Annotated in this window: 27 protein-coding genes; 15 read left to right on the top strand and 12 right to left on the bottom strand. The window is 70.8% G+C overall.

Annotated features, from left to right (window positions below; genetic code table 11):
• Positions 1-361: 361 nt before the first annotated feature.
• The 3 genes from ACQEVJ_RS41745 to ACQEVJ_RS41735 all read right to left on the bottom strand — a co-directional run bounded on the left by ACQEVJ_RS41745 (position 362) and on the right by ACQEVJ_RS41735 (position 1936).
• Entirely contained in the window at positions 362-715 is a 354-nt protein-coding gene (locus ACQEVJ_RS41745) for an RNA polymerase sigma factor (RefSeq protein WP_433110495.1), read from the bottom strand.
• A gap of 89 nt (positions 716-804) precedes the next feature.
• Entirely contained in the window at positions 805-1239 is a 435-nt protein-coding gene (locus ACQEVJ_RS41740; protein ID WP_433110493.1) for an ester cyclase, read from the bottom strand.
• A gap of 133 nt (positions 1240-1372) precedes the next feature.
• Positions 1373-1936 carry an ArsR/SmtB family transcription factor gene (locus ACQEVJ_RS41735; RefSeq protein ID WP_433110491.1) on the bottom strand — a complete coding sequence of 188 codons (564 nt, stop codon included), beginning with the start codon at positions 1934-1936 and terminating at the stop codon, positions 1373-1375.
• Positions 1937-2013: 77 nt separating this feature from the next.
• Here ACQEVJ_RS41735 and ACQEVJ_RS41730 point away from each other — a divergent pair, with 77 nt between their 5' ends.
• The gene (locus tag ACQEVJ_RS41730) at positions 2014-3456 is read left to right on the top strand and encodes an alpha/beta hydrolase family protein (RefSeq protein ID WP_433110489.1); all 1443 of its coding nucleotides are present in this window, start codon (positions 2014-2016) and stop codon (positions 3454-3456) included.
• Here the strand turns inward: ACQEVJ_RS41730 and ACQEVJ_RS41725 are convergent.
• Positions 3432-4031: a TIGR03086 family metal-binding protein gene (locus ACQEVJ_RS41725; protein WP_433110487.1), complete on the bottom strand. Its 600-nt coding sequence runs from the start codon at positions 4029-4031 to the stop codon at positions 3432-3434. The two genes, ACQEVJ_RS41730 and ACQEVJ_RS41725, sit on opposite strands and share 25 nt — an antisense overlap.
• Before the next feature lie 58 nt (positions 4032-4089).
• Here ACQEVJ_RS41725 and ACQEVJ_RS41720 point away from each other — a divergent pair, with 58 nt between their 5' ends.
• Together ACQEVJ_RS41720 and ACQEVJ_RS41715 are read left to right on the top strand one after the other, a co-directional pair.
• Positions 4090-4539 (top strand): MarR family winged helix-turn-helix transcriptional regulator, encoded by a 450-nt coding sequence (locus ACQEVJ_RS41720; protein ID WP_433110485.1) that lies wholly within the window; start codon positions 4090-4092, stop codon positions 4537-4539.
• A gap of 44 nt (positions 4540-4583) precedes the next feature.
• On the top strand, positions 4584-5465 hold the full coding sequence (locus ACQEVJ_RS41715; protein WP_433110483.1) for a GNAT family N-acetyltransferase: 882 nt from the start codon (positions 4584-4586) through the stop codon (positions 5463-5465).
• On the opposite strand, the gene ACQEVJ_RS41710 is transcribed toward ACQEVJ_RS41715, so the two are convergent.
• Together ACQEVJ_RS41710 and ACQEVJ_RS41705 are read right to left on the bottom strand one after the other, a co-directional pair.
• Positions 5462-5977 carry a GNAT family N-acetyltransferase gene (locus tag ACQEVJ_RS41710; RefSeq protein WP_433110481.1) on the bottom strand — a complete coding sequence of 172 codons (516 nt, stop codon included), beginning with the start codon at positions 5975-5977 and terminating at the stop codon, positions 5462-5464. The genes ACQEVJ_RS41715 and ACQEVJ_RS41710 overlap by 4 nt on opposite strands.
• 44 nt (positions 5978-6021) lie before the next feature.
• Positions 6022-6489 carry a nuclear transport factor 2 family protein gene (locus ACQEVJ_RS41705; RefSeq protein ID WP_433110479.1) on the bottom strand — a complete coding sequence of 156 codons (468 nt, stop codon included), beginning with the start codon at positions 6487-6489 and terminating at the stop codon, positions 6022-6024.
• 103 nt (positions 6490-6592) lie between these two features.
• Here ACQEVJ_RS41705 and ACQEVJ_RS41700 point away from each other — a divergent pair, with 103 nt between their 5' ends.
• Positions 6593-7165: a TetR family transcriptional regulator gene (locus ACQEVJ_RS41700; protein ID WP_433110477.1), complete on the top strand. Its 573-nt coding sequence runs from the start codon at positions 6593-6595 to the stop codon at positions 7163-7165.
• Between the two features lie 74 nt (positions 7166-7239).
• Positions 7240-8073: a hypothetical protein gene (locus ACQEVJ_RS41695; RefSeq protein WP_433110475.1), complete on the top strand. Its 834-nt coding sequence runs from the start codon at positions 7240-7242 to the stop codon at positions 8071-8073.
• A 67-nt stretch (positions 8074-8140) separates the two neighbouring features.
• Here the strand turns inward: ACQEVJ_RS41695 and ACQEVJ_RS41690 are convergent, their stop codons facing one another.
• Positions 8141-8497 (bottom strand): hypothetical protein, encoded by a 357-nt coding sequence (locus tag ACQEVJ_RS41690; RefSeq protein WP_433110473.1) that lies wholly within the window; start codon positions 8495-8497, stop codon positions 8141-8143.
• 262 nt (positions 8498-8759) lie between these two features.
• On the opposite strand from ACQEVJ_RS41690, the gene ACQEVJ_RS41685 reads away from it, so the two are divergent.
• On the top strand, positions 8760-9194 hold the full coding sequence (locus tag ACQEVJ_RS41685; RefSeq protein ID WP_433110471.1) for a hypothetical protein: 435 nt from the start codon (positions 8760-8762) through the stop codon (positions 9192-9194).
• Positions 9195-9274: 80 nt separating this feature from the next.
• On the top strand, positions 9275-9679 hold the full coding sequence (locus ACQEVJ_RS41680) for a hypothetical protein (RefSeq protein WP_433110469.1): 405 nt from the start codon (positions 9275-9277) through the stop codon (positions 9677-9679).
• 40 nt (positions 9680-9719) lie between these two features.
• Here ACQEVJ_RS41680 and ACQEVJ_RS41675 read toward each other — a convergent pair whose 3' ends face one another.
• Together ACQEVJ_RS41675 and ACQEVJ_RS41670 are read right to left on the bottom strand one after the other, a co-directional pair.
• Positions 9720-10073 (bottom strand): DUF742 domain-containing protein, encoded by a 354-nt coding sequence (locus ACQEVJ_RS41675; protein ID WP_433110467.1) that lies wholly within the window; start codon positions 10071-10073, stop codon positions 9720-9722.
• Positions 10070-12169, bottom strand: a complete 2100-nt coding sequence (locus ACQEVJ_RS41670) for a sensor histidine kinase (RefSeq protein ID WP_433110465.1) — start codon at positions 12167-12169, stop codon at positions 10070-10072. The genes ACQEVJ_RS41675 and ACQEVJ_RS41670 overlap by 4 nt, the downstream gene beginning before the upstream one ends.
• Before the next feature lie 175 nt (positions 12170-12344).
• Between ACQEVJ_RS41670 and ACQEVJ_RS41665 the strand changes: the two genes are divergently transcribed.
• The 5 genes from ACQEVJ_RS41665 (at position 12345) to ACQEVJ_RS41645 (ending at position 17493) form a co-directional block, all read left to right on the top strand.
• The gene (locus tag ACQEVJ_RS41665; RefSeq protein ID WP_433110463.1) at positions 12345-13280 is read left to right on the top strand and encodes an EamA family transporter; all 936 of its coding nucleotides are present in this window, start codon (positions 12345-12347) and stop codon (positions 13278-13280) included.
• Positions 13281-13290: 10 nt separating this feature from the next.
• On the top strand, positions 13291-13905 hold the full coding sequence (locus tag ACQEVJ_RS41660) for a GntR family transcriptional regulator (RefSeq protein ID WP_433110461.1): 615 nt from the start codon (positions 13291-13293) through the stop codon (positions 13903-13905).
• A 109-nt stretch (positions 13906-14014) separates the two neighbouring features.
• Entirely contained in the window at positions 14015-14395 is a 381-nt protein-coding gene (locus ACQEVJ_RS41655) for a hypothetical protein (protein ID WP_433110459.1), read from the top strand.
• 562 nt (positions 14396-14957) lie between these two features.
• Positions 14958-16427 (top strand): sugar transferase, encoded by a 1470-nt coding sequence (locus tag ACQEVJ_RS41650; RefSeq protein WP_433110458.1) that lies wholly within the window; start codon positions 14958-14960, stop codon positions 16425-16427.
• 1 nt (position 16428) lies between these two features.
• The gene (locus tag ACQEVJ_RS41645) at positions 16429-17493 is read left to right on the top strand and encodes a glucose-1-phosphate thymidylyltransferase (RefSeq protein WP_433110456.1); all 1065 of its coding nucleotides are present in this window, start codon (positions 16429-16431) and stop codon (positions 17491-17493) included.
• On the opposite strand, the gene ACQEVJ_RS41640 is transcribed toward ACQEVJ_RS41645, so the two are convergent.
• Both ACQEVJ_RS41640 and ACQEVJ_RS41635 read right to left on the bottom strand, forming a co-directional pair.
• Positions 17483-18403 carry a hypothetical protein gene (locus ACQEVJ_RS41640; protein WP_433110454.1) on the bottom strand — a complete coding sequence of 307 codons (921 nt, stop codon included), beginning with the start codon at positions 18401-18403 and terminating at the stop codon, positions 17483-17485. The two genes, ACQEVJ_RS41645 and ACQEVJ_RS41640, sit on opposite strands and share 11 nt — an antisense overlap.
• A gap of 132 nt (positions 18404-18535) precedes the next feature.
• A complete protein-coding gene (locus tag ACQEVJ_RS41635) occupies positions 18536-20347 on the bottom strand; it encodes a DUF4082 domain-containing protein (protein WP_433110452.1) in 1812 nt (603 codons plus the stop codon).
• Between the two features lie 154 nt (positions 20348-20501).
• Between ACQEVJ_RS41635 and rfbB the strand changes: the two genes are divergently transcribed.
• The 3 genes from rfbB to rfbD are packed head-to-tail and all read left to right on the top strand — an operon-like array spanning position 20502 to position 23335.
• Positions 20502-21488: a dTDP-glucose 4,6-dehydratase gene (gene rfbB, locus ACQEVJ_RS41630; RefSeq protein WP_433110450.1), complete on the top strand. Its 987-nt coding sequence runs from the start codon at positions 20502-20504 to the stop codon at positions 21486-21488.
• Positions 21489-21491: 3 nt separating this feature from the next.
• Positions 21492-22499, top strand: coding sequence for an endonuclease/exonuclease/phosphatase family protein (locus tag ACQEVJ_RS41625; RefSeq protein WP_433110448.1), 1008 nt, complete (start codon positions 21492-21494; stop codon positions 22497-22499).
• Entirely contained in the window at positions 22496-23335 is an 840-nt protein-coding gene (rfbD, locus tag ACQEVJ_RS41620) for a dTDP-4-dehydrorhamnose reductase (protein ID WP_433110446.1), read from the top strand. Before ACQEVJ_RS41625 ends, rfbD begins: the two co-directional genes overlap by 4 nt.
• On the opposite strand, the gene rfbC is transcribed toward rfbD, so the two are convergent.
• Positions 23317-23907 (bottom strand): dTDP-4-dehydrorhamnose 3,5-epimerase, encoded by a 591-nt coding sequence (gene rfbC, locus ACQEVJ_RS41615; protein ID WP_433110444.1) that lies wholly within the window; start codon positions 23905-23907, stop codon positions 23317-23319. The two genes, rfbD and rfbC, sit on opposite strands and share 19 nt — an antisense overlap.
• Positions 23908-23938 lie beyond the last annotated feature (31 nt).

Below are 23938 nucleotides of genomic sequence, written 5' to 3'. Positions count from 1 at the left end.
GGGCTCAGAGCGCGGGGTGGGCGTTGTTCACCAGCATCACGAACTGCTCGTGGTGCCAGTCGCCTCCGGCGCCGCGATGGGGACGACCGCCGCGACGGCCGTCAGGATCCTGCGGACGAACCGATGGTGACCGAAGGGGCATGGGCGATCGTCTCCCGGGTGAGATGACCGGCTCTGGCATCCGCACCCGTTCCGGTTCGCGCACGGGCGCGGCGCTCCCCGGATTCGGCAATCGCGCGGCTCATGTACGCGATTCACCGAAGCGGAAATATCCCTTTTCGTGATGAATTCGACCGTATCGTGCGGCGCCTCGGGAAACGTCGTACGAGATCTGCTGAAGGCACTGAATTCAGTGAAATATTCAGCGACCTCGTCCGCCCCGGTCCTCGCCGGCGCCCGGTAGAACCGGATCTCCGTACGGCGCGTGCCGCCCGATGAGGTTCGCGGTGATGCCGTACAGCCAGGGGCGGGCGTCCGGCCGGGTCAGGTCGTAGCGCTCGCGCTTGCGGAAGGCGGTCAGGAACGTGTCGGAGACGACGTCGTCGGCGAGGGAGGCGCCCAGACGGCGGGTGACGTACCGGTGCAGGGCGGAGGCGTGCCGGTGCAGGGCGGAGTCGTGCCGGTCGAACAGGTCCGCGAAGGCCTCGGGGTCGCGCCGGGACCGCCGGATCAGCTCGGCGTCGTCGGCGCGATCGGCTGGTGCTTCGGGGATCACGGGGGGCTCCATCCATCCGGCTACCCCCTTTCGCCCGATGAGGGGGAAAGAGTTCGCGGCCGGTTGGCGCCTTCCCGCGGAGGGGCCTGTTACGAGTCGTCGCCGAAACAGAGGCAGCCGCCGATCTGGGCCGCCATCTCCAGCTGGTCGTAGAAGAGCCGGTGGCTGAGGATCACCCCGTCCTCCACGGTGGAGAAGCTGCATGAGCGCACGAGGACGGCCCGCCCGGTGGCCTCGAGCACGTCCCCGCCGGGCACGAGCAGCGGCCCCTTGTGCGTGCCGCTGATCGTGAACTCCGCCGCCACCGTGTCCCCGAACATGGTCACCGACTGCGGCGTGATCACCATGTTGGGGAACGCCTCCATCCACTCGCCGTAGTAGGAGGTGATCTCCTCCCTGTTCTCGGCGATGCCGTCGGGGGCCACCAGAACGGCTCGCTCGTCGAAGCACTGCGCCAGGGCGTCGAGGTCATGACGGTTGATGGCCTGTCTCAAGCTGTCCACGGCACGGAGCACTTCGGACATCGGACGTTCCCTTCCCCGACGAGAGCGGCCGTATGGTGCGCCTGCGCCGTGACCGGTAGGGCAGCGTCCGGAAATCGGCGGCATTTTCACGATAACCCAGCTCACAGGCTGGGTCGTGTGAGTCCGTGGGGGCTCAGGACTCGTCGGCGGGGAGGGCGAACATCCGGATGTGCAGGGGGCGCGCTCCCGGCGGCGCGTCCTGCGCCCGGTGGCTGTACTTGAGCAGCAGCGCGACGTAGGCGTCGAAGAACTCGGCGAACTCCTCCTTCGTCATCCGGCCGAGACCACGCGAGCCCTTGGCCCAGTCGGGATCGCGCCGGTAGGCCTCGGGGAAGCGCTCCAGGAGCGCCCGATCCTCCTCGAAACCGATGCGGTGGAACTCCTCAAGCACCGGGCGGTCCTCGGGGGCGAGCTGCGCGGGGGTCGGCGCGCGCAGGTCGCGCGGGGTCTCGGCCCTGCGCCACCAGCGTTCCCTGCCGCCCGAACGCTCCGGGATCTCCTCGATGAAGCCGTATTTCTCGAGCTGGCGCAGGTGGTAGCTGGTCGTGCCGGTCTTCGCGCCGAGCAGTTCGCCGATCGTCGTGGAGGTCGCGGGCCCGTGGATGTTGAGGTGGCGCAGGATGAGCCGCCGCATGGGGTGGGCCAGCGCCTTGAGGCGGGCCGGATCGTCGAGCAGGAACGGCTCCTCGTCCTTCATGAGGATCACCCTAGTCCTCCAGAACGATATCTGCAGAGAACGCTTTGCCGAGAGTTCTCTGCACCTAGTTTCGGCACATGCGTCGAATCGCCCTGGCCATCGGCCTCGTTCTCACCCTGACGGCGGCCCCCGCAGCGGCCCCCGCAGCGGCCGCCGCCGCCCCGCCGTCCCCCGTCACAGGGGAGGCGGTCGCCGTACCCGCCGACCTGACCGGAAGGGAGGTGAGCTTCCATGGCAGCGGCGGCCTCACCCTGCACGGCACCGTGTTGTCGCCGGTGAAGGCGGCACCCGGGCGGCCCGGCATGGTGCTCGTCCACGGGGCGGGCACCGGCACGCCGCGCGCCAAGCTCATGGGCGAAGCGGTGGAGTTCGCCCGCAGAGGCATGTCCGTGCTCGTCTACGACAAGAGATCGGAGGGCTACTCGACCTTCCGCCGGTCCTACTCGACGCTCGCGGACGACGCGCTGGGCGGGGTGGCCGCGCTGCGGTCGCAGCCGGGTGTGGACCCGGCGAAGGTGGGCGTCTGGGGGCTCAGTGAGGGCGGCTGGGTCGCGCCCCTCGCGGCCTCCCGCTCGCGGGACGTCGCGTTCGTCGTGGTCGTCGGCGCCAACGCGCTCACGCCGCTGAGGCAGCAGACCTGGGCCGTCGCCGCCGGCCTGCGCAAGGCGGAGGTGGCGGGATCGCTGGTGGACCGGGCCGAGCCGAACCTCTATCGGGTGGTCGCGGACGGCGGCATGTTCCCCGAGCCCTGGTACGACCCCGAGCCGACCCTCGCCGCGGTGCGGCAGCCGGTGCTCGCCGTCTGGGGTGTCCACGACCTGCTGACGCCGCCGAAGGAGACCCCGCCCGTCTTCGCGCGGGCGCTGGAGAAGGGCGGCAACCGGCACTACACGTTCCGGTTCTTCCCCGGGGCGGACCACGCCGCCCACCTCACGCCCGACGGCGGCGTCACCCGGCTCCCCGCCCTCGCTCCCGGGTACGCCGACCTCGTCGGCTCCTGGGTCCGCGAGGTCGTCTCGGGGCGGCCGCCGCTGGCGAGCACCTCGGGCCCCGCGCCCGAGCAGGCGACGTCCACCGTGCCGGTGGACCGTCCGGCGCCGTGGGAGTCGGCCCCGGTGCAGTTGGCCGTGGTGCTGCTGCTGATCGCCGCGTTCGCCGCCTACCCGGTGACCGCCCTCGTCCGCCGGCTGCGCGGGCGGGCCCGTACGGCCACGCCCGCGGCGCCGCGCGTGGTCAGCGCCGCCGGGCTGGTGGCGGTGCTCGGGTCGTTCGCCTTCCTGTTCTACCTGCTCATGACCGGAGGCAAGCTGGCCGCGCCGGGGCCGGTGCTGCTCGGCCGCCCGGTCGTCTGGCTGGCCCTGCAGGCCCTGGCGCTGACCACGGTGGCCGCCTCCGTACGGACCGTCCCGGCGTGGCGGCGGGCCGGGACGAGGGGCGAGCGGGTCCGCCTCGGGCTCCTGCTCGCCGGCGGCGCCGTGTTCCTCCCGTGGTCCCTCTACTGGGGCCTGCTGCTCCCGTGAGCGGGGGTCCGGCCGAGGCGGGCGAGGATCTGGTCGAAGCGGGAGGCCTCCGGGGCGGCGGGCACGCTCGGCGCGAACGCGGCGCCCGGCCTCTCGCGGTAGTCGCCGTCCGGCACCGCCAGGGCGATCGGCCAGGCGGCCTCGGCCAGGTCCGGGTCGGGATCGTAGGCGACCCCCAGCGTGCGGGCGACGTCCCACCCGTGGACCAGGTAGTCGATGAAGTGGAAGCCGATGGCGTGCACGGCCGGGAACGGCGCGTCCACCCCCAGCTCGGGGAGGACGAACCCGCGGTCGAGCACCCCCTCGGCCGCGAACGCGGCGGTGACGCGCTCGGCCGCCGCGGCGTAGGCCCAGACGGGGTCGGGGCCGGGCCGCTCCCGCCACACGCCGGGGTCGGCCCCGCGTCCCTCCGCCGCCGCGGCGAAGCCGAGGTGCTGGGCGGTCATGTGCGCGAGCAGGTCGGCCAGGGTCCAGTCCGCGCAGGGCGTCGGGCGCTCCAGGTCGCCGGGGCGCACCTCGGCCACCACTTCGACGCTCGCCTGTACGGCCCGCCGGTCCAGCTCCCGGATGTCCATCTCTCCTCCAACTTTCGTAAGCGAGTGCAGACGATATGCATACGCTTATTTTCTGTCAATGCCTAAGCTGTGGGGCATGTCCGACCGCCCCGATCTCGCCGCGATGGCGGCTCCCCTGACCAGGGCGCTGATGGCCGCCGAGACGCCGATCCTGCGGGAGCACGGCCTGTCGATGTGGGCGTACGTCGTGCTCCTCGGCCTGGACGAGCGGCCGGTGCGCACGCAGGCCGCGCTGGCGGAGTCGATCGGCGCGGACAAGACGCGCATCATCCGCGTCCTGGACGACCTCCAGCGCAGGGGCCTGATCGAGCGGAGCCCGGACCCGGCCGACCGCCGCGTCCGGCTCCTGTCCATCACGCCCGAGGGCCGCCGCGTACGGGACGGTGCTCAGGCGGGCATCCGCCGGATGGAGGAACGGCTTCTCGCCCGGCTGCCGGACGGCGACAAGGAGGCGTTCCTGCGGGTGCTGCGGGTCCTGTCGGCCCTGCCCGCGCAGGACTTCCGGTAAATCCCGTTGATCGGTGAGCGGCCCGATGGCTACGGTGTGCGCCCGTGTCTCTGCGTTTGACCCTTCTGGTCGATCCTCACACCGGCGCCTCGAGTCGCAGGCTGGCCTGGCTGGCCTCCCGGCCTGACGGCGTACCCACCGGATCGGCGTACCTGCGCCTGTTCACCGCTCCCGGGCACGAACACCTCGCCGAGCTCGACCTGCACGTCCACCCGGCCGAGCGCCGCGCCGGGGTGGGGTCGCGCCTGCTCGACGCGGCCCTGGCGGCGGCGCGTGAGGAGGGCCGGTGGTGCGTCACGGCGGATGCGGAGGCCGATGCCCCCGGAGAGGCGTTCCTAGCCGCGCGGGGGTTCCGTCCGGCGCTGGGCCTGACGTTCACCCGCCTGGCGCTGGCCGGTGTGGATCGCGCCGTCCTCGCCGCGGCCCTCGCGGAGCCGCATCCCGGATATCGGCTGGTTTCCTGGGAGGGCGTCGTCCCGGACGAACTGGCCGGGACGTTCGCCGCGTCCCGCCGCGCGATGGACGACATGCCGATGGACGGCCTCGACTACAGGCCGACGCCCTGGGACGTCGCTCGGGTCAGGGCCGTCGCAGAGGCGGTCGCGCGGCGCGGCGAGCTCCTGCACACCGTCGCGGCGGTCGAGGAGGACGGCGGGACGATCGCCGGCTTCACCGAGCTGGTGGTCCCCGGTGACGGCACGGGCGACGGGCAGCACTACGGCACCGGCGTCCTTCCCGAGCACCGCGGGCGCGGCCTCGGCCGCTGGATGAAGGCCGAGACGATCCGGCTGGTCCGGGAACGCCACCCGCGCCTCGGGGGGCTGCTCGCCGACACCGCCGACGGCAACACGTACATGCGCGGCATCAACGACGCACTCGGCTACGTGCCGACGCATCGGACCGTCCGCTACCGGCTCGACCTCTAGCGACTCGTGAAACCGTGCCCGAGCGGCGGGCCCAGCCGCAGCTGGAGAGCCGGGTAGCGGGGCGCGTCGAACCCGAGGGACTGGTACAGCTCGATCCCGTGCGACGTGGCGTTGAGGTCGATCGTCCGGACCTCGGTCTCGGTGCGATACCAGACGAGCAGTGCGTCGAGGCAGGCGCGCGCGAGGCCGAGGCGGCGGCGTCGCGGGTCGGTGCAGATGTTGAAGACGTGGCCCTGCAGGCCGCTCGGGTTCGTCGGCCCCGGGGCGTGGGGGTCGCAGGTGCCCGCCGCGCAGCTCACCACGCCGAGCTCCGGGTCGTCCACCACGAACGCGGCGAAGTCCGCCGGATCGCGCAGCCGCCGGTCGAACCACGCCTCGGCCGACGCCCGCCAGGGCGCGCTCTCGTCCCCGACCTCCGCCCCCATGTCCTCCAGCATCACGGCGCGCAGCCGGACGAGGGCCGCGGCGTCCGCCGCTCCCGCCCGGCGGACGGTGGTCCCCGAGATCGTCATGGTCACCATTGTGGCCGCGCCCCCGGGCAGGCGCACGACCCCGATCAGGCCGTGCCGGCGCTGCCCTCCGCAGTGCCGTTCTCCGCGGCGGCCACGACGTCCTTCAGCCGGCCCATCGCGTGGTAGGTGCCGAACACGTCCATGTAGTCGCGCGTCTCCACGATCTCGCCGTCCCGTACACGCAGGGTCAGCAGGCCCGTGGCCCGGAACGGCCGGCCGTCCGGTTCGACCGTGCCGGTGCCCTCCCACTCGCCGGTGACGACCTCGGGGTCGGCCGCCTCGTGGACGACGACGTCGTGGATCTCGGCGAGCCGTACGGGGCTCGCGCCCCACGCCGCGCGGTAGAGGGCGCGGATCTCCTCCCGTCCCTCCAGGTGGGCGGGGAACAGCGGCGCCCGGAACGGGAACGTGTGATGGGCGTCGGCGGCGTAGAGGTCGGCGAGGTCGTCGGCCGACCTGTCGACCATCGCCCGGTGATAGCGGGCCAGGACCTCGCGCGGGGTGAGCTGCATGCGTTCGCTCCATTCAGGTGAAAAGCGGTTTCGCTCAACAGTTGTTGACTCAACGACTGTAGAGCGAACGGGCCGATGTGGTCAACGCCGGTAGAGTCGTCACGTGGAGGGGACGCCGACGAGCCGGGCAGAGCGCCGGCGCCGCACCGAAGAGCGCATCCTGTCCGCCGCGCGGGCGATCTTCGCCGAGCGCGGCTTCCAGCGCACGACGATCCGGGCCGTGGCGGCGGCCGCGGAGGTCGATCCGGCCCTGGTCATGCAGTACTTCGGGTCGAAGCAGGAGCTGTTCGAGCAGGCCGTGCGGATCCCGTCGATCCCGCCGCTGGACGGCGAGCTGGAGCCGGTCGAGGAACTGCTGGGCAGGATCGGCATGAAGATGGGGCCGCTGCCCGAGGCGACGCTGGCGATGATGCGCTCCATGCTCACCCATCCCGACGCCGCCGAGGAGGTGCGTGGCAAGCTCGACGGCCAGGTGGCGCAACTGGCGGACGCGATCGGCTCCGCCGACGCCGAACTGCGGGCGGCCCTGATGGTCAGCACGATGCTGGGCGTGACGATCGCCCATCAGTTGCTCGGCCTCACGGGCCTGCGCGGCGCGTCCCCCGAGCGGATCGCCGAGACGCTCCGTCCGTCCCTGCGTGCCCTCGCCGACGGTGAGCAGGCCCGCCCGGTGTGACCGCAGGTGGGGGCACTCTGAAAATCATGTGACGTGAGTGATTAGAGTGACCGGCCGGGGGCAGTGCGGCTTCCATGGTCATCTCGGTTTCCCCCGGCGCTTGGCCGAGCGAGCGGGGGCTCTGTTCGGCCTGTGTGCGTGAGCTGTTTGACCGGGCCGGCCGCAGGTACTCGTATCCGCTCGTCTGCTGCGACGACTGCCGGCCGCCCGCGGCCGAGGCGCCCTCCGCCGTCCTGTGCGAGGACTGCCGACGGGAGTGCCGGGAGCCGGACCTCCGCAGGTCGACGTCCGCCGCGACGGGCTGCACGGCCTGCGGTCCCGTCCTCCGGTGGGAGGCGATCACGGGTGCGGACGCGCTGGCGGCGGCCGTCGCGGCGATCGGGGCCGGGGGAGTGGCCGGCGTGCACGACCTGTTCGCCGACCAGGTCGTCTGCGACGCGAGATCAGAGCAGGCGCTGGCGCGTATGGACGGCGCGTCGGGACCGGTGCGCGTGCTGGTCAGGAACGTCTCGATGGCCCGGGAGGTGGCGAACCTGTCCGTGCCCGACATCCGGGCACTGGTCGAGCGTGCCGTGCCCGCCACGCTGGTGCGGTTGTGCGAGCCGGTGCTCCCCAGGGCCGTACGGCGCGCGACGCCCGACGTCGACCTGTTCCTGCCGCGCACCCCGCTGCAGTATCTGCTCACCGCGCGCCTGGACGGCCCGCTGGCCGTGTGGGACCGGTCGGGCGAGCGGGCGGACGAGTGGCCGTGCGACGGGACGCTGACCGTGAGCGGGCTGGCGCGCGCCGGGCGGCAGCGCCGGACGGCGGCCTTGCCGGCCCGCCTGGCGTTGGGCGGGACCTCCACCCCCTTCATCAGGAAGGAGCCGGCCCCGAGCTTCGCGCCGTCGCCCGTCAGCACCCCGTAGGGCACCAGGGGGCGTACGAAGAGGGGAGCGGGCCCCTGCCCGCTCCCCTGTGCCGCGAGTGATCCGATCAGGCGTTGGCGCAGACGGCGTAGACGCTGATGCCGACGGTGTTGTAGTAGTTCTGCCGGCCGAGCGCGATCCATCCGGTGCCGTCCGCGGTGGGGAAGCTGCCCACGAGGACCGCGTCGTTGCCCTGGGCCTCGCCGCCGCCGCCCACGGCGCGCTTGCCCTGCGGGCAGTACACGGTGCGCCGGGTGAAGTTCGGCACGTTCGCGTTGGGCAGTGTCACGACCTGGTAGCCGTCGACGACGGCGCGGGACGTGGTCTGCGGGCCCGCGTCCGCCAGCGCGGTCGCGCCCGCGCCGGTGACCGTCAGCGCGGTGAGGACCAGCGCGCCTGTCGTGACTGCGTGAACAAATCGCACGTAAAAGCTCCGTTGTGTCGGAAATGACCGGATTTCGAACCGAAGAATCGGGTGTGAATGGCGTGAGTGCCGTCCCCGCCGGTTCCGTGGCCACACCTACCCTTGATCGTTAGCCGTCACACTTCGCAATGTTGTATTTACTCCCCGTAATGAATGCGTCGACTTCGGCATGACACAAGGTCACGGCCGTCCATGCGGGCACCGGCGCGGCGCCGGGGGCGGCCGTTCCCCCGTGGGTACGTTCCTGCTCGGGAGGATCGCCATGAGAAAGATCGTCGCTGTCGCCGTGCTCGCTGCGATGACCATGCTCGGCACGGTCGCCGCGGTCGCCTCGGTGGCCGCCGTGACCGGCGGCCACCCGAGGACCGGACCGTGGGCCGGGAGTCCGCCGCAGGCGCCCGCGCTGCCCAAAGGGGGCGTGAAGCGGCAGGAGGTGAGCCAGAAGCAGTACGACATCCTCGTCGGCCAATGCCGCTACCCGAAGACGTCCGAGGCGCGGCAACGCTGTCGCACACAGGTGCGCGAGCAGTACAAGGTGGGCGCGTTCAACCCGAACCTCGACTGCCGCACGTACTCCGGGGTCAGCGTCTGCGGCGTGCTCGAACTCAGCGCGGCGCAGCGCTCCTGCGTCGAGGAGTCGGTGGGCGGCGGGCTGACCCGCCGGCGAGCCGAGGTGGAATGCTACGCCTTCCGCTGAGACCGCGCTTTTCGGCGAAATCTCCGGCCGAACCTAATTATTTGGCCTAACCGCAACTTTCCTTGATCTACCCTGCGTGGGTGGACGCCAACAGTCAGGGTGCCGCCGAACTCCTGGAAGCGTTGATGCGAACGGCGGCGCGATTCAGTGAGATGGGTCGGTCCGTCTCCCGCGACTTCTTCCCCCACGTCCGCGTCGAGCCCGTCTCCGACCTGGCCGGGCCCGTCGTACGGCTCGGCGCCGCGCTGGCGCTCCCGGGGCACGACCTCGTGTTCGAGACCGCCGTCGGGGTCGGCGACGGGACGTTCAGCGTGCGGGGCGACCTCGTGCTGGACGGCGAGGAGGAGATCCTGGTCCTGCCGTCCGTCGAGACCGCCGACCCGGTGGCGTGCGCGGCCATGCTGGACCGGTACGTCGACGAGCTGACGACACCGGCCCGATGGCACGTGCAGCGGCTGCTGGAGTCCTGCGAAGCGGACTCCTAGAGGAAAAGAGCGGCGGCCTGCGGAGCGGACTCCTGACGCCTCACAGCGCCTGGAGTCCCTGAATCACCTCGCGGAGGATGCGTTCCTCGGGCAGCTGGGCGACCGTGGCCTGCGGCCGTGCGTTGATCAGCCCCTGGTCGCGCAGGTCGCCCAGCAGGATGCGCACGACGTTCAGCGACAGGCCGAGCTCCGAGGCCAGGTCGGCCACGGAGAGGGGGATCCGGCACAGCTGCAGGATCCGCCAGTGCTCGGGGGCCAGCCCGGAGACCCCGCTGTACGCCGCGGGAGCCGTCCTGATGATGGTCATCAGGTCGAAGTCCGGCCCGCTCGGGCGCGTACGGCCACGGGTCAGCGTGTAGGGGCGCAGCAGCGGCCCGTCCTCGTGCTCGCTCACGAGTCCTCCTGAGCGCGTTGCCAGCCCGCCTGGAAGGAGGAGAACAGGTCGCTCCGCTCCTCCTTGAGCTGCGGCGCCAGATTGGCCTGCCGCACCCGGCGGGGCAGGGAGTCCTGGGCGCCGTCGCCGACCGGCGGCGTGAGGGCCAGGGCTGGGGGCAGGGACTCCGGCTGGGCGAGGCGCTCGACCGCCGGTTCCCTGGTCTCGTTCTCCACCACGATCTCCTGCGGGAGCAGGAGCACGGCGCTCGTCCCGCCGTACGGCGAGGTGCGCAGGGAGACGCGGATGTTGTGCCGCCGGGCCAGCAGCCCGACGACGAACAGCCCGAGCCTGTCGCTGTCGGCCAGGTCGAACTCCGGCGGGTCGGCGAGCCGCGCGTTGAGGTGCGCCAGCTCCTCGGGGGGGACGCCGAGCCCGCGGTCCTCGACCTCGATGGCGAAGCCCCGGGCGACCATCTCCCCCCTGACCTGCACGCGGGTCTGGGGCGGGGAGAAGACCGTGGCGTTCTCGATCAGCTCGGCGAGCAGGTGGACGACGTCGGTGACGCTGCTGCCCGCGAGCGAGTACCCGTGCGGCATGTTCACGTCCACCCGCAGGTAGTCCTCCACCTCCTCGGTGGCGGCGCGGGCCACGTCGTACAGCCGCACCGGGTTGCGCCAGCCGCGGCCGGGCACGGCGCCGGACAGGATGATCAGGCCCTCGGCGTGGCGGCGCATGCGGGTGGTGAGGTGGTCGACGCCGAACAGCCGTTCCAGCAGGTCGGGGTCGGTGATCACCTTCTCCAGGCCGTCCAGCATGCCGAGCTGGCGCTGCAGCAGCGACTGGCTGCGCCGGGCCAGGTTCAGGAAGACCTTGTTGACGCCCTTGCGCAGGTCGGCCTGGCCGACGGCCGCCTCGATCGCGGTGTGCTGCACCGAGGTGAAGGCGCGGCCGACATTCTCGATCTCGACGGTGTCGCTGGCCTGGGCCATCGGCGGGGTCTCGGCCGCCACGTCGACGTCCTCGCCGCGCCGCAGTCGCCGTACGAGGTCGGGCAGCCGGCGCCCGGCCAGGTCGGCCGCGGCCCTGTGCAGGGTGCTCAGCTCGCCCGTCACCGTCCGGGCGAACCGGAAGGAGATGAACGCCGTCGCGAGCACGGCCGCGAGGCCGAGCGCGCCGACGATGCCGATGTTCCAGAGCACTCCCTGGGCCAGCGGCACGGCGCGGGCGGCGGTGGCGTCGCTGGCCGCGTTGGTCGTCTCGGTGAGCTGGCGGGTCAGGGCCTGGGCCGTCGTCGGCCAGGCGATCGCCTCCGGCGGGAGCGGCTGGCCGGGCCGCACCCTGGCGATCACGTCGTCCTCCAGGGAGACGAACGACGTGTAGACCGCGGTGGAGTTCAGCGTGCCGTACTGCTTGAGGAGGCCGGGGTCGAGCTGGCTGGTGCCGAGCTGGTAGAGCAGGCGGCGCTTGCCGACCATCCCGGAGAAGGCGTCCCGCTCGTCCTGCGTCATCCGGCCGGACGCCTGCGCGCCCAGCACGAGCGCGGACTGCTGGCTCACCACCTCGCGGCTGCGGGTGAGGAGGATGAGCGCCTTGGTCTGCTCGACGATGTCGATGTCCGAGGAGATCATCAGCCGGTCGTAGACCTGGTGGGCGGTCTCGACGACCGCGCTGTACTCCTCGATCGCGTCGAGGCGGGTGAGCCGCTGGTCGTCGATCTGGCCGCGCAGGACGTCGAGCCGGTCCATCTGCCTGAGCAGGTCCTGCACCCGGTCCCACATCGCCGAGGGCGTCTCGTCCCGGGCCTGCGCCGACAGGCGGGTCAGCAGGACCGAGGTGGCGTCGGTCTTGCGGCGCTGCACCTGGAGGTCGGTACGCAGCGTCGAGGTGCGCCAGGCGAGGTAGCTCACCGACACGAACCGCTCGCTCTGCAGCTCGTTGATGGCTTCGCTGACGGGATAGACGATGTTGTCGTAGACCTTCTGAATGCGCAGGAGCTGCTGCCCCTGCTCGATGGTCAGAGTGGCGGCGAACCCCCAGATCACCACCAGGGCGGTCACAGGCACCAGCAGGATCGCGAATATCTTGAAGCGGATGGACCGTTTCCGACCAGCCATCAGACCTGCCCGTCGGTTACACATGTGTTAATAGTGGCGAAACCATAGCAATCCGTGAGCTGGGCCACCAGGGATCGTTCCTAACGACTTGGGCCACAGCCCCATATCAGGACAGTCTCGACGTTCCGGAAGAAAGCTCTTGCCGAGCACTGTCTAGTTGTCAGACAATCTCTGCATGAACTCCAGATCGGGCCCGCTCGCGGTCGTCGCGGCGGCCGTCCTGTGGGGGACCGCGGGCACCGTGGGGACCCTCGCCGCCGCCGGCTCCGTCTCGCTGGCCGCGGCCCGCCTCGTGCTCGGCGGGGCCCTGCTGGGCGCGCTGGCGCTGGTCACGCATCGCCGGGCCCGTCGCACCCCTCATGGGAACGTTCCGATGCGCTGGGCGCTGGTCCTGGGAGCCGCCGCCGTCGCGGCCTACCAGCTGTGCTTCTTCGCCGCGGTCGGCAGGACGGGCGTGGCGATCGGCACGGTGGTGGCCATCGGCAGCGGCCCGGTCTTCACCGGGCTCCTGTCCTGGATCGTCGGCCGCGAGCGGCCGAGCGGGCGCTGGGCGCTCGCCACGGGTGCCGCCGTCGCCGGGTGCGCGGTGCTCGTCACCGGCGGGGGAGGGGGAACGGGCGGCGCGGACGCGGCGGGTGTCGCGCTCGCCCTCCTCGGCGGGCTTCTGTACGCCTTCTACGCGGTCGTGGCGGCCCGGGCCATCGGCAGGGGCATGGAGTCGGGGATCGTCATGGGCGTTCTCTTCGGCGGCGCGGCCGTGCTCATGCTGCCGGTCCTCGCGCTGACCGGACCGGCCTGGCTCGCGCGCCCGAGCGGCCTGCTGACCGCGCTCTACCTCGGCTGCGCCACGACGGGGCTGGCCTATCTCCTGTACGGCCGGGGCCTGCGCACGACCCCCGTCGCCACGGCGGCCACGCTCGCGCTGGCCGAGCCGGCCGTCGCGGCCCTGCTGGGGGTCGTGGCGCTGCGCGAGCACCTGTCCCTCGTGTCGTGGGCCGGTCTGGTGCTGCTCGCCCTGGGACTGGTCGTGGTGGCGCTGCCCGCCAGGGAGCGCACGCCGGGCACTCCCGCGCCCGAGACGCCGAAGGCATCGGCAGAAAGCCGCCACTAGGCTCGGCACCGTGACCACGCTGAGGCCCGTCTCCACCGTCGAGGCGCTCGCCGCCGCGCTGCGCGAGCGGGTGCTGTCCGGGGACATCGAGCCCGGGGCCGCGCTGCCCGAGCAGGAGCTGTCCGCACGGTACGGCGTGGCCCGCCCCACCGTGCGGGAGGCGCTGGCGCTGCTCGTCCACGAGGGGCTGCTGCGGCGCGAGCGCAACCGCAGCGCGTACGTCCCAGTGATCACCTCCGCCGACCTGGCCGACCTCATGTACGTGCGCGGGCCGCTGGAGGAACTGATGGCACAGGCCGTCGCGGGGCGCCGGGTGACGGCGGCGGAGGATGCGCTGGCCCGCCTGTCCGGCCTGCCGCCGGGCGCGCCCTGGGCGGCCGTGGTGGCCGAGCACATGGCGCTGCACGAGGCGCTCGTCGCCGCCGCCGGCAGTCCCCGCCTGGAGCGCCTGTACGCCACGCTCGCGGCCGAGACACGGCTCGGGCTGGTCGGGCTCAGGCATGCGTACGGCGATCCCCAACAGCTCGCGGCGGAGCACGCCGCGCTGCTGCGCGTCATCGCCGAGGGGCCGGCGGACGCGGCCGTCCACGCGGTGCGCGAGCACCTGCGGTGGCGGCACCCCTGAGCCCGCGGGAGCTCCAGGCGATTCTCTTGAACGCGGATTCCCTTGCACGTTTTCTCCAGGGTGCGGATTCCCTTGCACCATGCCGCTTCAAGTCGTCACAATCGCGCCCATGCACGGCAACCCAGTGCCGGACACCTATGTGTACGTCACCGAAGAAGGCGTGACACGTCACTACGCCGACGGCAGCGTCGAGGCCCTCGCTTGGGAGGACGTGGTCGAGGTCCGCGTCGGCGGCCATGGCGACCAGGATCCGCCGGGTCCGCCGGGTCCGCCGGAGGACGTCTTCATCGTCCTGCTGGACCGCGAGGGCGAGGGCTGTGTGGTCCCGCACTCGGCGACCGACGCGAGCTTCCTGGCCCGGTTGCGCTACCTGCCGGACTTCGACCTCGACCGGCTGAGCACGGCGGTCGCGAGCGCGCGTTCCGACTACGTCGTCGTGTGGCGCAGCCCGGAGCCGCCGTCCCCGTTACCCGACCTCGAATACGACTAGAGGTCAGGAGCGCCGTGACGGCCCAGACCGGCCCGGAAGCGCTCCACACCGGTGAGGCGGCCGGCCTCCAGCGGGGCCAGGCCGTCTCGGTTGACGCGTACGGACATGATGCCGAATGTAGTTCGACAAGTGGGGACGTGCCGGACATAGGCGGGTTCGCTTGCCTGTCCCTCGCACATCGCGCCGCTGACGGCACCGGCAATGCCGAGGGTGACTTCAGCATCGATCCGAACAAAGGGAATTTTTGGCGCATAAGCGTGCAAATGTGGCAGCACTCCCGCGTGACGGTGGAGTGAGGGCCAAATATCCGTTATGGTCGAGTGAATAATACCGTATATGCCCTGATGGCGGTCGGTGGCGGCATCTTGGACCGTTCCGTCAAGTCCTCCAGGTGGACTCATTGCGACCAATTGTGGACAGGAGACTTACGTTCCCTACTGGGCGGTCGCTGTCTAACATCATCTTCGTGCGGGCACGCCCTGAAATGGTCGACCGCGGGTCAACCTTTGTGACGCGAGGGGCGTCAATCACCTGGACGGTCCGACTACCTAGGCGCGGTGAGATGGAATCGCAGACGGAGTTGGCGGAATCGGGGGTGTCCTCCCGGAAAGTCCATGTACGGCTGCCGGTGAGCGTGCCGACGCGTTCCTATTCGAGAATCCTCCTGGTGGGAGACCTGCTCTGTGCGGCTCTCGCCCTCTCCGGCGTCGAGTTCACGCGACTGGGGTTCGGCGCCTTCATCCCGGTGTACGACATCGCGTTCGGCGTGGCACTGACGATCTTCTGGCCGGTGGTCGTGGGCGTCGCCGGCGGCTACCGCAGACGCGCCCACGGCGAGGGGACGGAGGAATTCCGCTCGGTCACCCAGGCGGGCCTGGGGCTCGTCGCGGCCGTCGCGATCGGGGCGTACCTCACACAGACCAACGTGGCGCGCAGCTATGTCATGGCGATGCTGCCGCTCGCCACCGTGCTGACGCTGCTGTTCCGGCATCGCATGCGCAAACGGCTGCACCGTCTGCGCTCCAAGGGGCAGCACATGCGGCCGATCGTGGCCGTGGGGCACCGGCAGTCCATCCACGAACTGGTGCTGCAGCTGAGGCGGCAGCCGTATCACGGCATGCGGGTGGTGGCGGCCTGTGTGCCGAGCACGCAGTACCGGAGGCAGCGCTCCGACGTCGACGGCGTGCCCGTGTTAGGAGACTTCAGGGACGTGCCCGCCGTGGTCGACAAGGTCGAAGCCGAGGCGGTCGCGGTCCTCGCGTGTCCCGAACTCCACGGCGCCGCGCTGCGCCGCCTCGCCTGGGGGATCGAGTCGCGGGGGACCGACCTGTTCGTCGCCCCGGCGCTGATGGACGTCGCGGGGCCGCGCATCAGCGTCCGCCCGGTAGCGGGGATGCCGCTGCTGCACGTCGAGCACCCCGATCTCCAGGGCTCCCGGCGCCTCGTCAAGAACGCCTTCGACAGGATCGTGGCGGCCGCGTTCCTTCTGGTCCTGGTCTTCCCGATGCTCGCCATCGCGGCGGTCGTCCGGGCCACCAGCCCCGGCCCCGCGCTGTTCCGGCAGACCAGGATCGGCCGGTACGGCCGCGAGTTCCACATGCTGAAGTTCCGCACCATGGTCGTGGACGCCGAGCGGCTCAAGCCGGTACTGGCCGAGTCCAACGAATCGGACGGTGTGCTGTTTAAAATTCGGAACGATCCACGGATCACCCGCGTGGGCCAACTGCTGCGCCGCTACTCGCTGGACGAGTTGCCGCAGCTCCTCAACGTGCTGCGTGGGGAGATGTCGCTCGTCGGGCCGCGTCCGCCGCTGCCCGCCGAGGTCGAGCGGTACGGCACGGACGTGCACCGGCGCCTGGTCGTGCGGCCGGGCATGACCGGACTGTGGCAGGTGAGCGGCAGATCGGACCTGTCCTGGGAGGAGTCGGTCCGGCTCGACCTGCGGTACGTGGAGAACTGGTCGCTCATGCTGGACCTGCAGATCCTGTGGAAAACGTGGTCCGCGGTCACCGGCGGCAGAGGGGCGTACTGACATGAAGGCCCTCGTGCTCGCTGGCGGGTCCGGCACCCGGTTGCGGCCCATCACCCACACCCGGGCGAAGCAACTGGTCCCGGTCGCCAACAAGCCCGTCCTGTTCTACGGCCTGGAGTCGATCGCGGCCGCCGGCATCAGCGAGGTCGGCATCGTCGTGGGAGACACCCAGGACGAGATCGAGGCGGCGGTGGGCGACGGGTCCAGGTTCGGCCTGCAGGCCACCTACCTCCGCCAGGAGGCGCCGCTCGGGCTCGCGCACGCCGTGCTGATCGGCCGCGACTACCTCGGCGACGACGACTTCGTCATGTACCTGGGCGACAACTTCATCGTGGGCGGGATCGGGGGCCTGGTCGAGCGCTTCCGCGCCCGGCGGCCGAGCGCGCAGATCATGCTCACCCGGGTGTCCGATCCCCGCCAGTTCGGCGTCGCCGAGCTCGACGCGCACGGTCGGGTCGTCCGCCTGGAGGAGAAGCCGCGCGAGCCGAAGAGCGACCTGGCCCTGGTCGGGGTCTACCTCTTCACCCCGGCCGTGCACGCGGCGGTGGCGGAGCTCAAGCCGTCCTGGCGGGGGGAGTTGGAGATCACCGAAGCAATCCAGTGGCTCGTCGACGCCGGCCACGACGTCGAGCCGTCCGTCATCTCGGGCTACTGGAAGGACACCGGGAACGTCACCGACATGCTTGAGGTGAACCGTCTCGTGCTGGAGTCCCTGGAGCCCCGGATCGACGGCGACGTCGAGGACTGCGAGCTCATCGGCCGGATCGTGGTGGAGGCCGGCGCCTCGGTGCGCCGCTCCCGCATCGTCGGCCCGGTGGTCGTCGGCGCGGGGACCGTCATCAGCGGCTCGTACGTCGGCCCGTTCACCTCGATCGGCACCGACTGTGTGGTGAGCGGGAGCGAGATCGAGTATTCGATCGTGCTGTCCCGCGCATCCATCGAAGGGGTCCGCCGGATCGAGGCGTCACTGATCGGGCACGACGTCGAGGTCACCCCAGCACCCGACACCCCGAAGGCTCATCGTCTGGTGCTGGGGGACCACAGCAAGGTTCAGATCAGCTCCTGAGAGGTTCGGACGCCTGGCGCGCCCGGGTCAGAGCCTCGGCCTCGTACTCCAGAGCCAGCTCCTCGGGCAGGGGGGCGAGGTCGGCACAGCGCCTGAAGTCCCGCAGCGTCGTGCCGGTGCACGCCGCGTCCACGTTGGCCGCGCCCCGGCGCGCCCGCACGTCGTCGATGTGCACAGTGCGGAAGTCGATGCTGAAGCGGGTGCGGCCCGAGGTGTTGGGCACCGTCGAGTGCAGATGGGCGCCGGAGAAGAGCATGAATCCGCCGGCCTCCGGCACGATCCGCACCTGCGGGTCGAGCTCCACCTCTTCCTCGGGTTTGGGCTGCTCGCGGGAGTCGCTGCGGATGTGCTGGGCGGCCGTGTGCCTGCTTGTAGCGTTCCATTTCGCGTAGTCGTAGCGGGCGCTGCCGTTGGCGACGGGCTGGTCGAAGTAGCGGGTGTGGAACGCCATGACGTTCTCCGGCACCACCGGGTAGATCGGCATCCACCAGTTGATCTGGTTGAAGGGCGCCGAGTACCAGCAGTCGCGATGCGGGTGGAAGGCGTAGGAGATGCCCGAGGTCAGGTAGTCGTGGGAGGTGGACGTCCGCAACCGCGGAACGTCGAAGTAGGTCTTGTCCAACGAACAGCCCACCTCTTCGAGGATGAGCGGCAGCAGTTTCTTGCACTGCGGATGGTGGATGAACCGCGGTTTGAGGTCGGCGAGCAGGCCGGCGAACCGCTCGACGTCCATCTCGTGCTGCGCGGTCTCCGGATCGAGCCCGCCGAAGGCCTCCTCGATCAACTCGCGGGCGAACAGCACCAGCTCGGCCGAGGCCGAGGTGGCCGAATAGACGAAAACGTCTCCCCGGTAGACGAGGGCCCGCCGGTCGTCGTCGTCCAGTCTGCTGCCCGTGAACACTGCTGTCATGCGGCTCCCTAGGTCGTGTCCCTCAGATCCTTGCCTGGTCGCGCTATCGTCGGCCGTCCCCAAGGGGCCAGGTTCGCGGAACCGCCAGACGACTTGGTCATGGCGTCCCCTCCACCGCGAGCGCTGCCTCGCTCACCCTTGGCAGGAAAGGTTCTTCACGGTGGAGGTCACGTTGTACTCATCGTCGATGGTGACCAGCCTGTTACCCGTCCAGGTCGTCTTCGAGCAGTCGGTGTCGGAGGGGCCGTAGTCCCACGATTTGTTCACCACGGCGTTGTCGCGTACGACGGCGCCGGACGCGGCTCTGACTCTGATGGTGTAGGTGCCGCCGATGAGCAGGTTGTTGGTGACCTGGACGCCGGTGTTGGGGTCGACGAGGAAGACCGGTGCGGTGTGCTGGGGTGCGTAGCGCTGGTCGACGGTGTTGTGGTCGAAGACGAGGGTGTGGCCGGCGCCGACGGTCTGGATGCCGTCGGAGTGGTCGCCGGGGCGTGAGCAGAGCATGACGTAGGAGTCGCGGATGACGACGTTGTCGCCGGAGACGCTGAAGCCGTCGCTGTGGTTGCGGACGTGGACGCGGGTGGCGGTGAACTGGGCGCTCCAGATTCCGACGCTCTGGTTGCAGCCGCTTTCCGGGCCGACGGTGGAGTCGCTGATGGTGAAGGGGTAGATCTTGCCGTCGTAGTCGTTCTTCACATCGCCGTCGATCTGGCTGTTGCGTACGGTCACGTTCTGGGCGGTGATCAAAAGCGTGCCGGGGATGTGCACCCCGTCCAGCACCGTCCCGTCCTTGGTCACCCGGTAGGCGCCGTAGAAGTCGGCTTGGAGCGTCTTCAGCTGCGTGCCCTTCGGCACGCCGGTGCACGCCGGGGCGGGATAGCCGCCCGAGCACGCCGTCCCGCCCGTGTCCGGGGCCGTGGTGGTCTGGGACCGGCTCGGTACGGGAGTCGCCGGACTCCTCGTGACCGTCGGCGTCGGGCTCTCCACTGTCTTCGTAGGCGTGGGCGTCTGCCGTGTCCTCGTGGGCGTGGGGGTGGGGGTCTCGGCGGAGGGACTGACCGCAGGGGTCGCCGACTGCGATGGTGTCGGAACGCGGGTGGGTCCCGCGGTCTGCCCGGGAGACCACGTAGGAGACTCAACGGGAGACTCAACGGGAGACCCAGCGGGAGACTCAACGGGAGACCGGACGGGAGATTGCGCGGGGGACGGGGTGGCCGCCGGCGAGGGGGCCGCAGAGGGGGGTGTCGTCGGTTGGGACGGCCGGGGCCGCCACCACCAGCGGTAGATCGGGTCCACGTAGTAGTGGTAGTTCCGCGGGTTCGACTCGCGGGGGAACCCGCGGTCGCCGTACCGGTAGACGCCGGTCTTCCTCGGCACGGCGGTCAGCGGGCCCGATCGCGGCGCCTTGCCGCGGCCAAGGGGGCTGGCCACGTACGTGCCGTGCTCGCTGTGATACGAGACCGTGTACGTCTCGTGCGCCCGGACCTGGACGGGAGAGCCGAAGCGGACCTCCTGCCAGCCGCTCGGGGTCTCCTCGACGAAGGCGGCGGTGGCGAGCCTCCTGCCGTCGGCGTCCCAGAGGCTGCCGCTGTGCCTGCCCTTCTCGCCCCTCGCCTTGTAGAAGCGGACGCCGGAGATCCATCCGTCCTCCGCCACGGTGAACCGTGAGCCGAGTTCGACCGGTGCGTGGTCGGCGTGCACGGGGACCTCGGGCTTCGTCGCCGGTGTCCAGAAGCTGACCTCCCGCAGCTTGGGCGTCGCCACGGGCGCGGGAGCCGCCGCCGCGTGCGGCTCGTTCCCGGCCTCCCCCTCTCGTGCCACGATCCAGGCAGCGGGAACGGCCACCACGACCAGCAACAAGGGCAACGCGAAGGCCGCGTTGACACGGCGGCCCCGGCGTGAGCCACTCTCCCCTTTGCTGCCACCCCTGACCGAATGGACCATGGTGGGACTCCGTTCCGCGTGATGATCGCGAATTCGTCCGGTTTGATGGTTCTATGGGTACTACCGCGGGATATTGTTACCAGAGTGGTAACAGGGTCGCATCGGTTTTGCCGAGTTTTAAGTACACGACATCAGGACGGGTGTTGATCGTCTCGTGAAACTCCTCGTTACCGGCGGCGCCGGATTTATCGGTTCGAATTATGTTCGCGCCGTATTGACCGGTGGCTATCCGGCCTTCCACGGAGCGTCCGTCACCGTTCTCGACAAGCTCACCTACGCGGGCAACCTGGCTAACCTCGCCCCCGTCGAGGGGCGTTACGACTTCGTCCAGGGCGATGTGTGCGACGGCGCGCTGCTGGCCGACGTGGTTCCCGGGCACGACGTCGTGATCCACTTCGCGGCCGAGTCGCATGTGGATCGCTCCATCGAGACGGCGGCGGACTTCGTCCGGACGAACGTGCTGGGCACGCAGGCGCTCATGGACGCGTGCGTCGCGGCGGGTGTCCGCCGCGTGGTGCATGTCTCGACGGACGAGGTGTACGGCTCGATCGAGACCGGCTCGTGGGACGAGAGCGCTCCGCTGGCACCCCGCTCGCCGTACGCGGCGTCCAAGGCGGGCGGCGACCTGATCGCGCGCTCCTACGCGATCACCCACGGATTGCCCGTGTCGATCACCAGATGCGGCAACAACTACGGCCCCTACCAGTATCCAGAGAAGATCATTCCGCTGTTCGTCACGACCTTGATCCAGGGGGGCACAGTCCCTCTGTACGGCGACGGCGGCAACGTGCGCGACTGGATCCACGTGGCGGACCACTGCCGCGGCATCCAGCGGGTGGCTGAGATCGGCCGTCCCGGCGAGGTCTACCACATCGCCGGTACGGCGGAGCTCACCAACCTCGAGCTGACCACGCGCCTCCTGGAGGCCCTCGATCTGCCGCAGGACCGGATCCGGTGGGTGGCGGACCGCAAGGGACATGATCGCCGCTACTCCCTTGACGACGGCAAGCTCCGCAACCTCGGCTACGCGCCGGAGGTGAGCTTCGAGGAGGGCCTGGCGGAGACCGTGCAGTGGTACAAGGACAACCCGTCCTGGTGGAAGCCGTCGCACCGGCCCTCGTCACACCGGGCCGGGCGGTAGAGCGTGGTGAAGTCCGCCGTGGCGGAGTCGAAGACCCTCAGGGCGGACGGGCCGCGAGGACGCTGGGCGCTGCTCGCGCCGTGGCTGGCCCTTATTCCGTTCGCCGGATGGTCGGTGCTGCGCCTGACCGGCTGGGAACCCAAGCTCCGGTGGTCGCAACTGGTGTCCTTCACCCCGTACGTCGCCGGGGCGTCTTTGCTGCCGCTCGCCGTCGCGGTCGCCCTGCGCCGCTGGCGCGCGGCCCTGGCGGCCGCGGTGGTGAGCGGCGCCCTCGGCGCCGCCGTCCTTCCGCGTGCCCTGCCGGACGGCTCCGCCCGGATCGCCGAAGGGCATCGGCTGCGGGTGCTGTCGGCAAACCTCCTCCATGGCAGCGTGCCCGCCGGCGCGATCCTGGACGCGGTGCGGCGGCACCGGCCGGACGTGCTGGTCATGCTGGAGCTGACGGAGCCGATGCGCGACCGCCTCGTCGCGGCCGGTCTCAAGCGGCTGCTGCCCTTCGAGGTCAGCGAGGCGGCGCCGGACGCGATGGGCAGCGGCGTCTTCGCCCGCCAGCCGCTCGAAGCCGACGGTCCGCCGTTCGGATGGCCCCGGCAGATCCCGGCCAGGCTCGCCCTTCCGGACGGCGGCCGGCTGAGCGTGGTGGCCGTCCACGCCTGCGCGCCGTCACAGGGCTGGCGGGCGGGTTGCTGGGCATCCAGCATCCGCGCGCTTCCCGCGGCCGAGGGCGGCACGCTTCGCGTTCTGGCCGGTGACTTCAATTCCACGCTCGACCACGCGGTCCTGCGCGAGCTGATCGCGACCGGCTACCGGGACGCGGCCGACGCGACCGGCAAGGGGCTCGCCCCGACCTGGCCGTACCTCGGGCAGCCGTGGTTCATCCCCAAGGTGGCCATCGACCATGTGCTCGCCGACCGGCGCATCGCCGTGGACGCCTTCACGACGCTGTCCCTGCCGGGAACGGACCACCGTGCGACGCTGACCGACCTGATCGTCCCCCGGGAGGAACCATGAGATGGATGGTGGCCGGCGCGGGCGGGCTGCTCGGCACCGATCTGGTGGCGCTGCTGCGCGAGGAGGGCGAGGACGTCGTCGCGCTGACGCGCCTCGATCTCGACGTGAGGGACGCGAGTGCGGTGGCGGACGCCGTACGCGACGCGGCCCCCGACGTGGTCGTCAACTGCGCGGGCTGGACGGCCGTGGACGACGCCGAGACCCGCGAGGAGGAGGCCCTCGCGGTCAACGGCCACGCGGTCCGCAATCTGGCCGCGGTGTGCCGGGAGCGGCTCGTGCAGCTCTCCACGGACTACGTCTTCGACGGCACGGCGGCCGAGCCGTACGCCGAGGACGCGGAGCCGGCGCCGGTCGGCGCTTATGGGCGGACCAAACTCGCCGGGGAGCGTGCGGCGCTCGGCAACGGCGGGACGGTCGTGCGTACGGCATGGCTCTACGGGAGCGGCGGGCCGAACTTCGTCAGGACGATGACAAGGCTCGCGGCGGGCGAGGGCGCCGTCTCGGTCGTGGCGGACCAGGTCGGCCAGCCCACCTGGACGGCCGACCTGGCCGCGCAGCTGTTCCGCCTGGTGACGGCGGGCGCCTCGCCGGGGATCTACCACGCCACCAGTCGCGGGAGCACCAGTTGGTACGGCCTGGCGCGGGAGGTCTTCGAGCTGGCAGGCGCGGATCCGGACCGGGTCAGGCCCGTCACGGCCGCCGAATATCCCAGACCGGCGCGACGGCCGGCCAACAGCGTCCTCGGGCACGGCAGGTGGGCCACCACCGGCATCGCCCCCATCAGGGACTGGCGGGACGCCCTGCACGCGGCCTGGCCCTACCTCAAGGAGGCGTAGAAGGCCTGACATTCGGAGTAGGCGGGCAGGACCCCGGCTTCTACGAGTTCCTTCACCGTGGGCGCGGCGGCGTCCCGCTCCGACAGGATCGGCGCGCCCTCCACCGGCCACTCGACGCCGATGGAGGGGTCGAGAGCATGCACACCGTGCTCACGGGAGGGTGCGTACGGCTGTGAACACAGATATACGACCGTGGCCCGTTCACTGAGCGTGAGAAACGCGTGCCCCAGTCCCTCGGCGATGTACAGACCGCGCCTGGATTCTTCGTCCAGGCGCACACTTTCCCACTTCAAAAAGGTGGGCGAGCCCATCCGCAGGTCGACGACCACATCGAGGATCGCTCCCGAAACACATATGACATATTTCGCCTGGCCGGGAGGGACGTCGGCGAAGTGGATGCCGCGCAGCACTCCCCTGGTGGAGACGGAGCAGTTCATTTGGGCCAGTTCCAGCCGGTGACCGGTGGCCGCGACCAAATCGGACGCCCGGAACGCCTCGAGGAACGAACCGCGCGGATCCGCATGGATCTGGGGTGTGTGGACCCAGGCGCCCGGAATGCTGAGGGAATCCATGAGGGGAAGCCTGCCACGCCCTGAGCGCCTT

Origin of the sequence: Microbispora sp. CA-102843, assembly GCF_050936215.1 — a bacterium.
Lineage (GTDB): Bacteria > Actinomycetota > Actinomycetes > Streptosporangiales > Streptosporangiaceae > Microbispora.
Note: the sequence above shows the minus strand (reverse complement) of the source record. Positions and strands in the feature narration are given on the sequence as shown.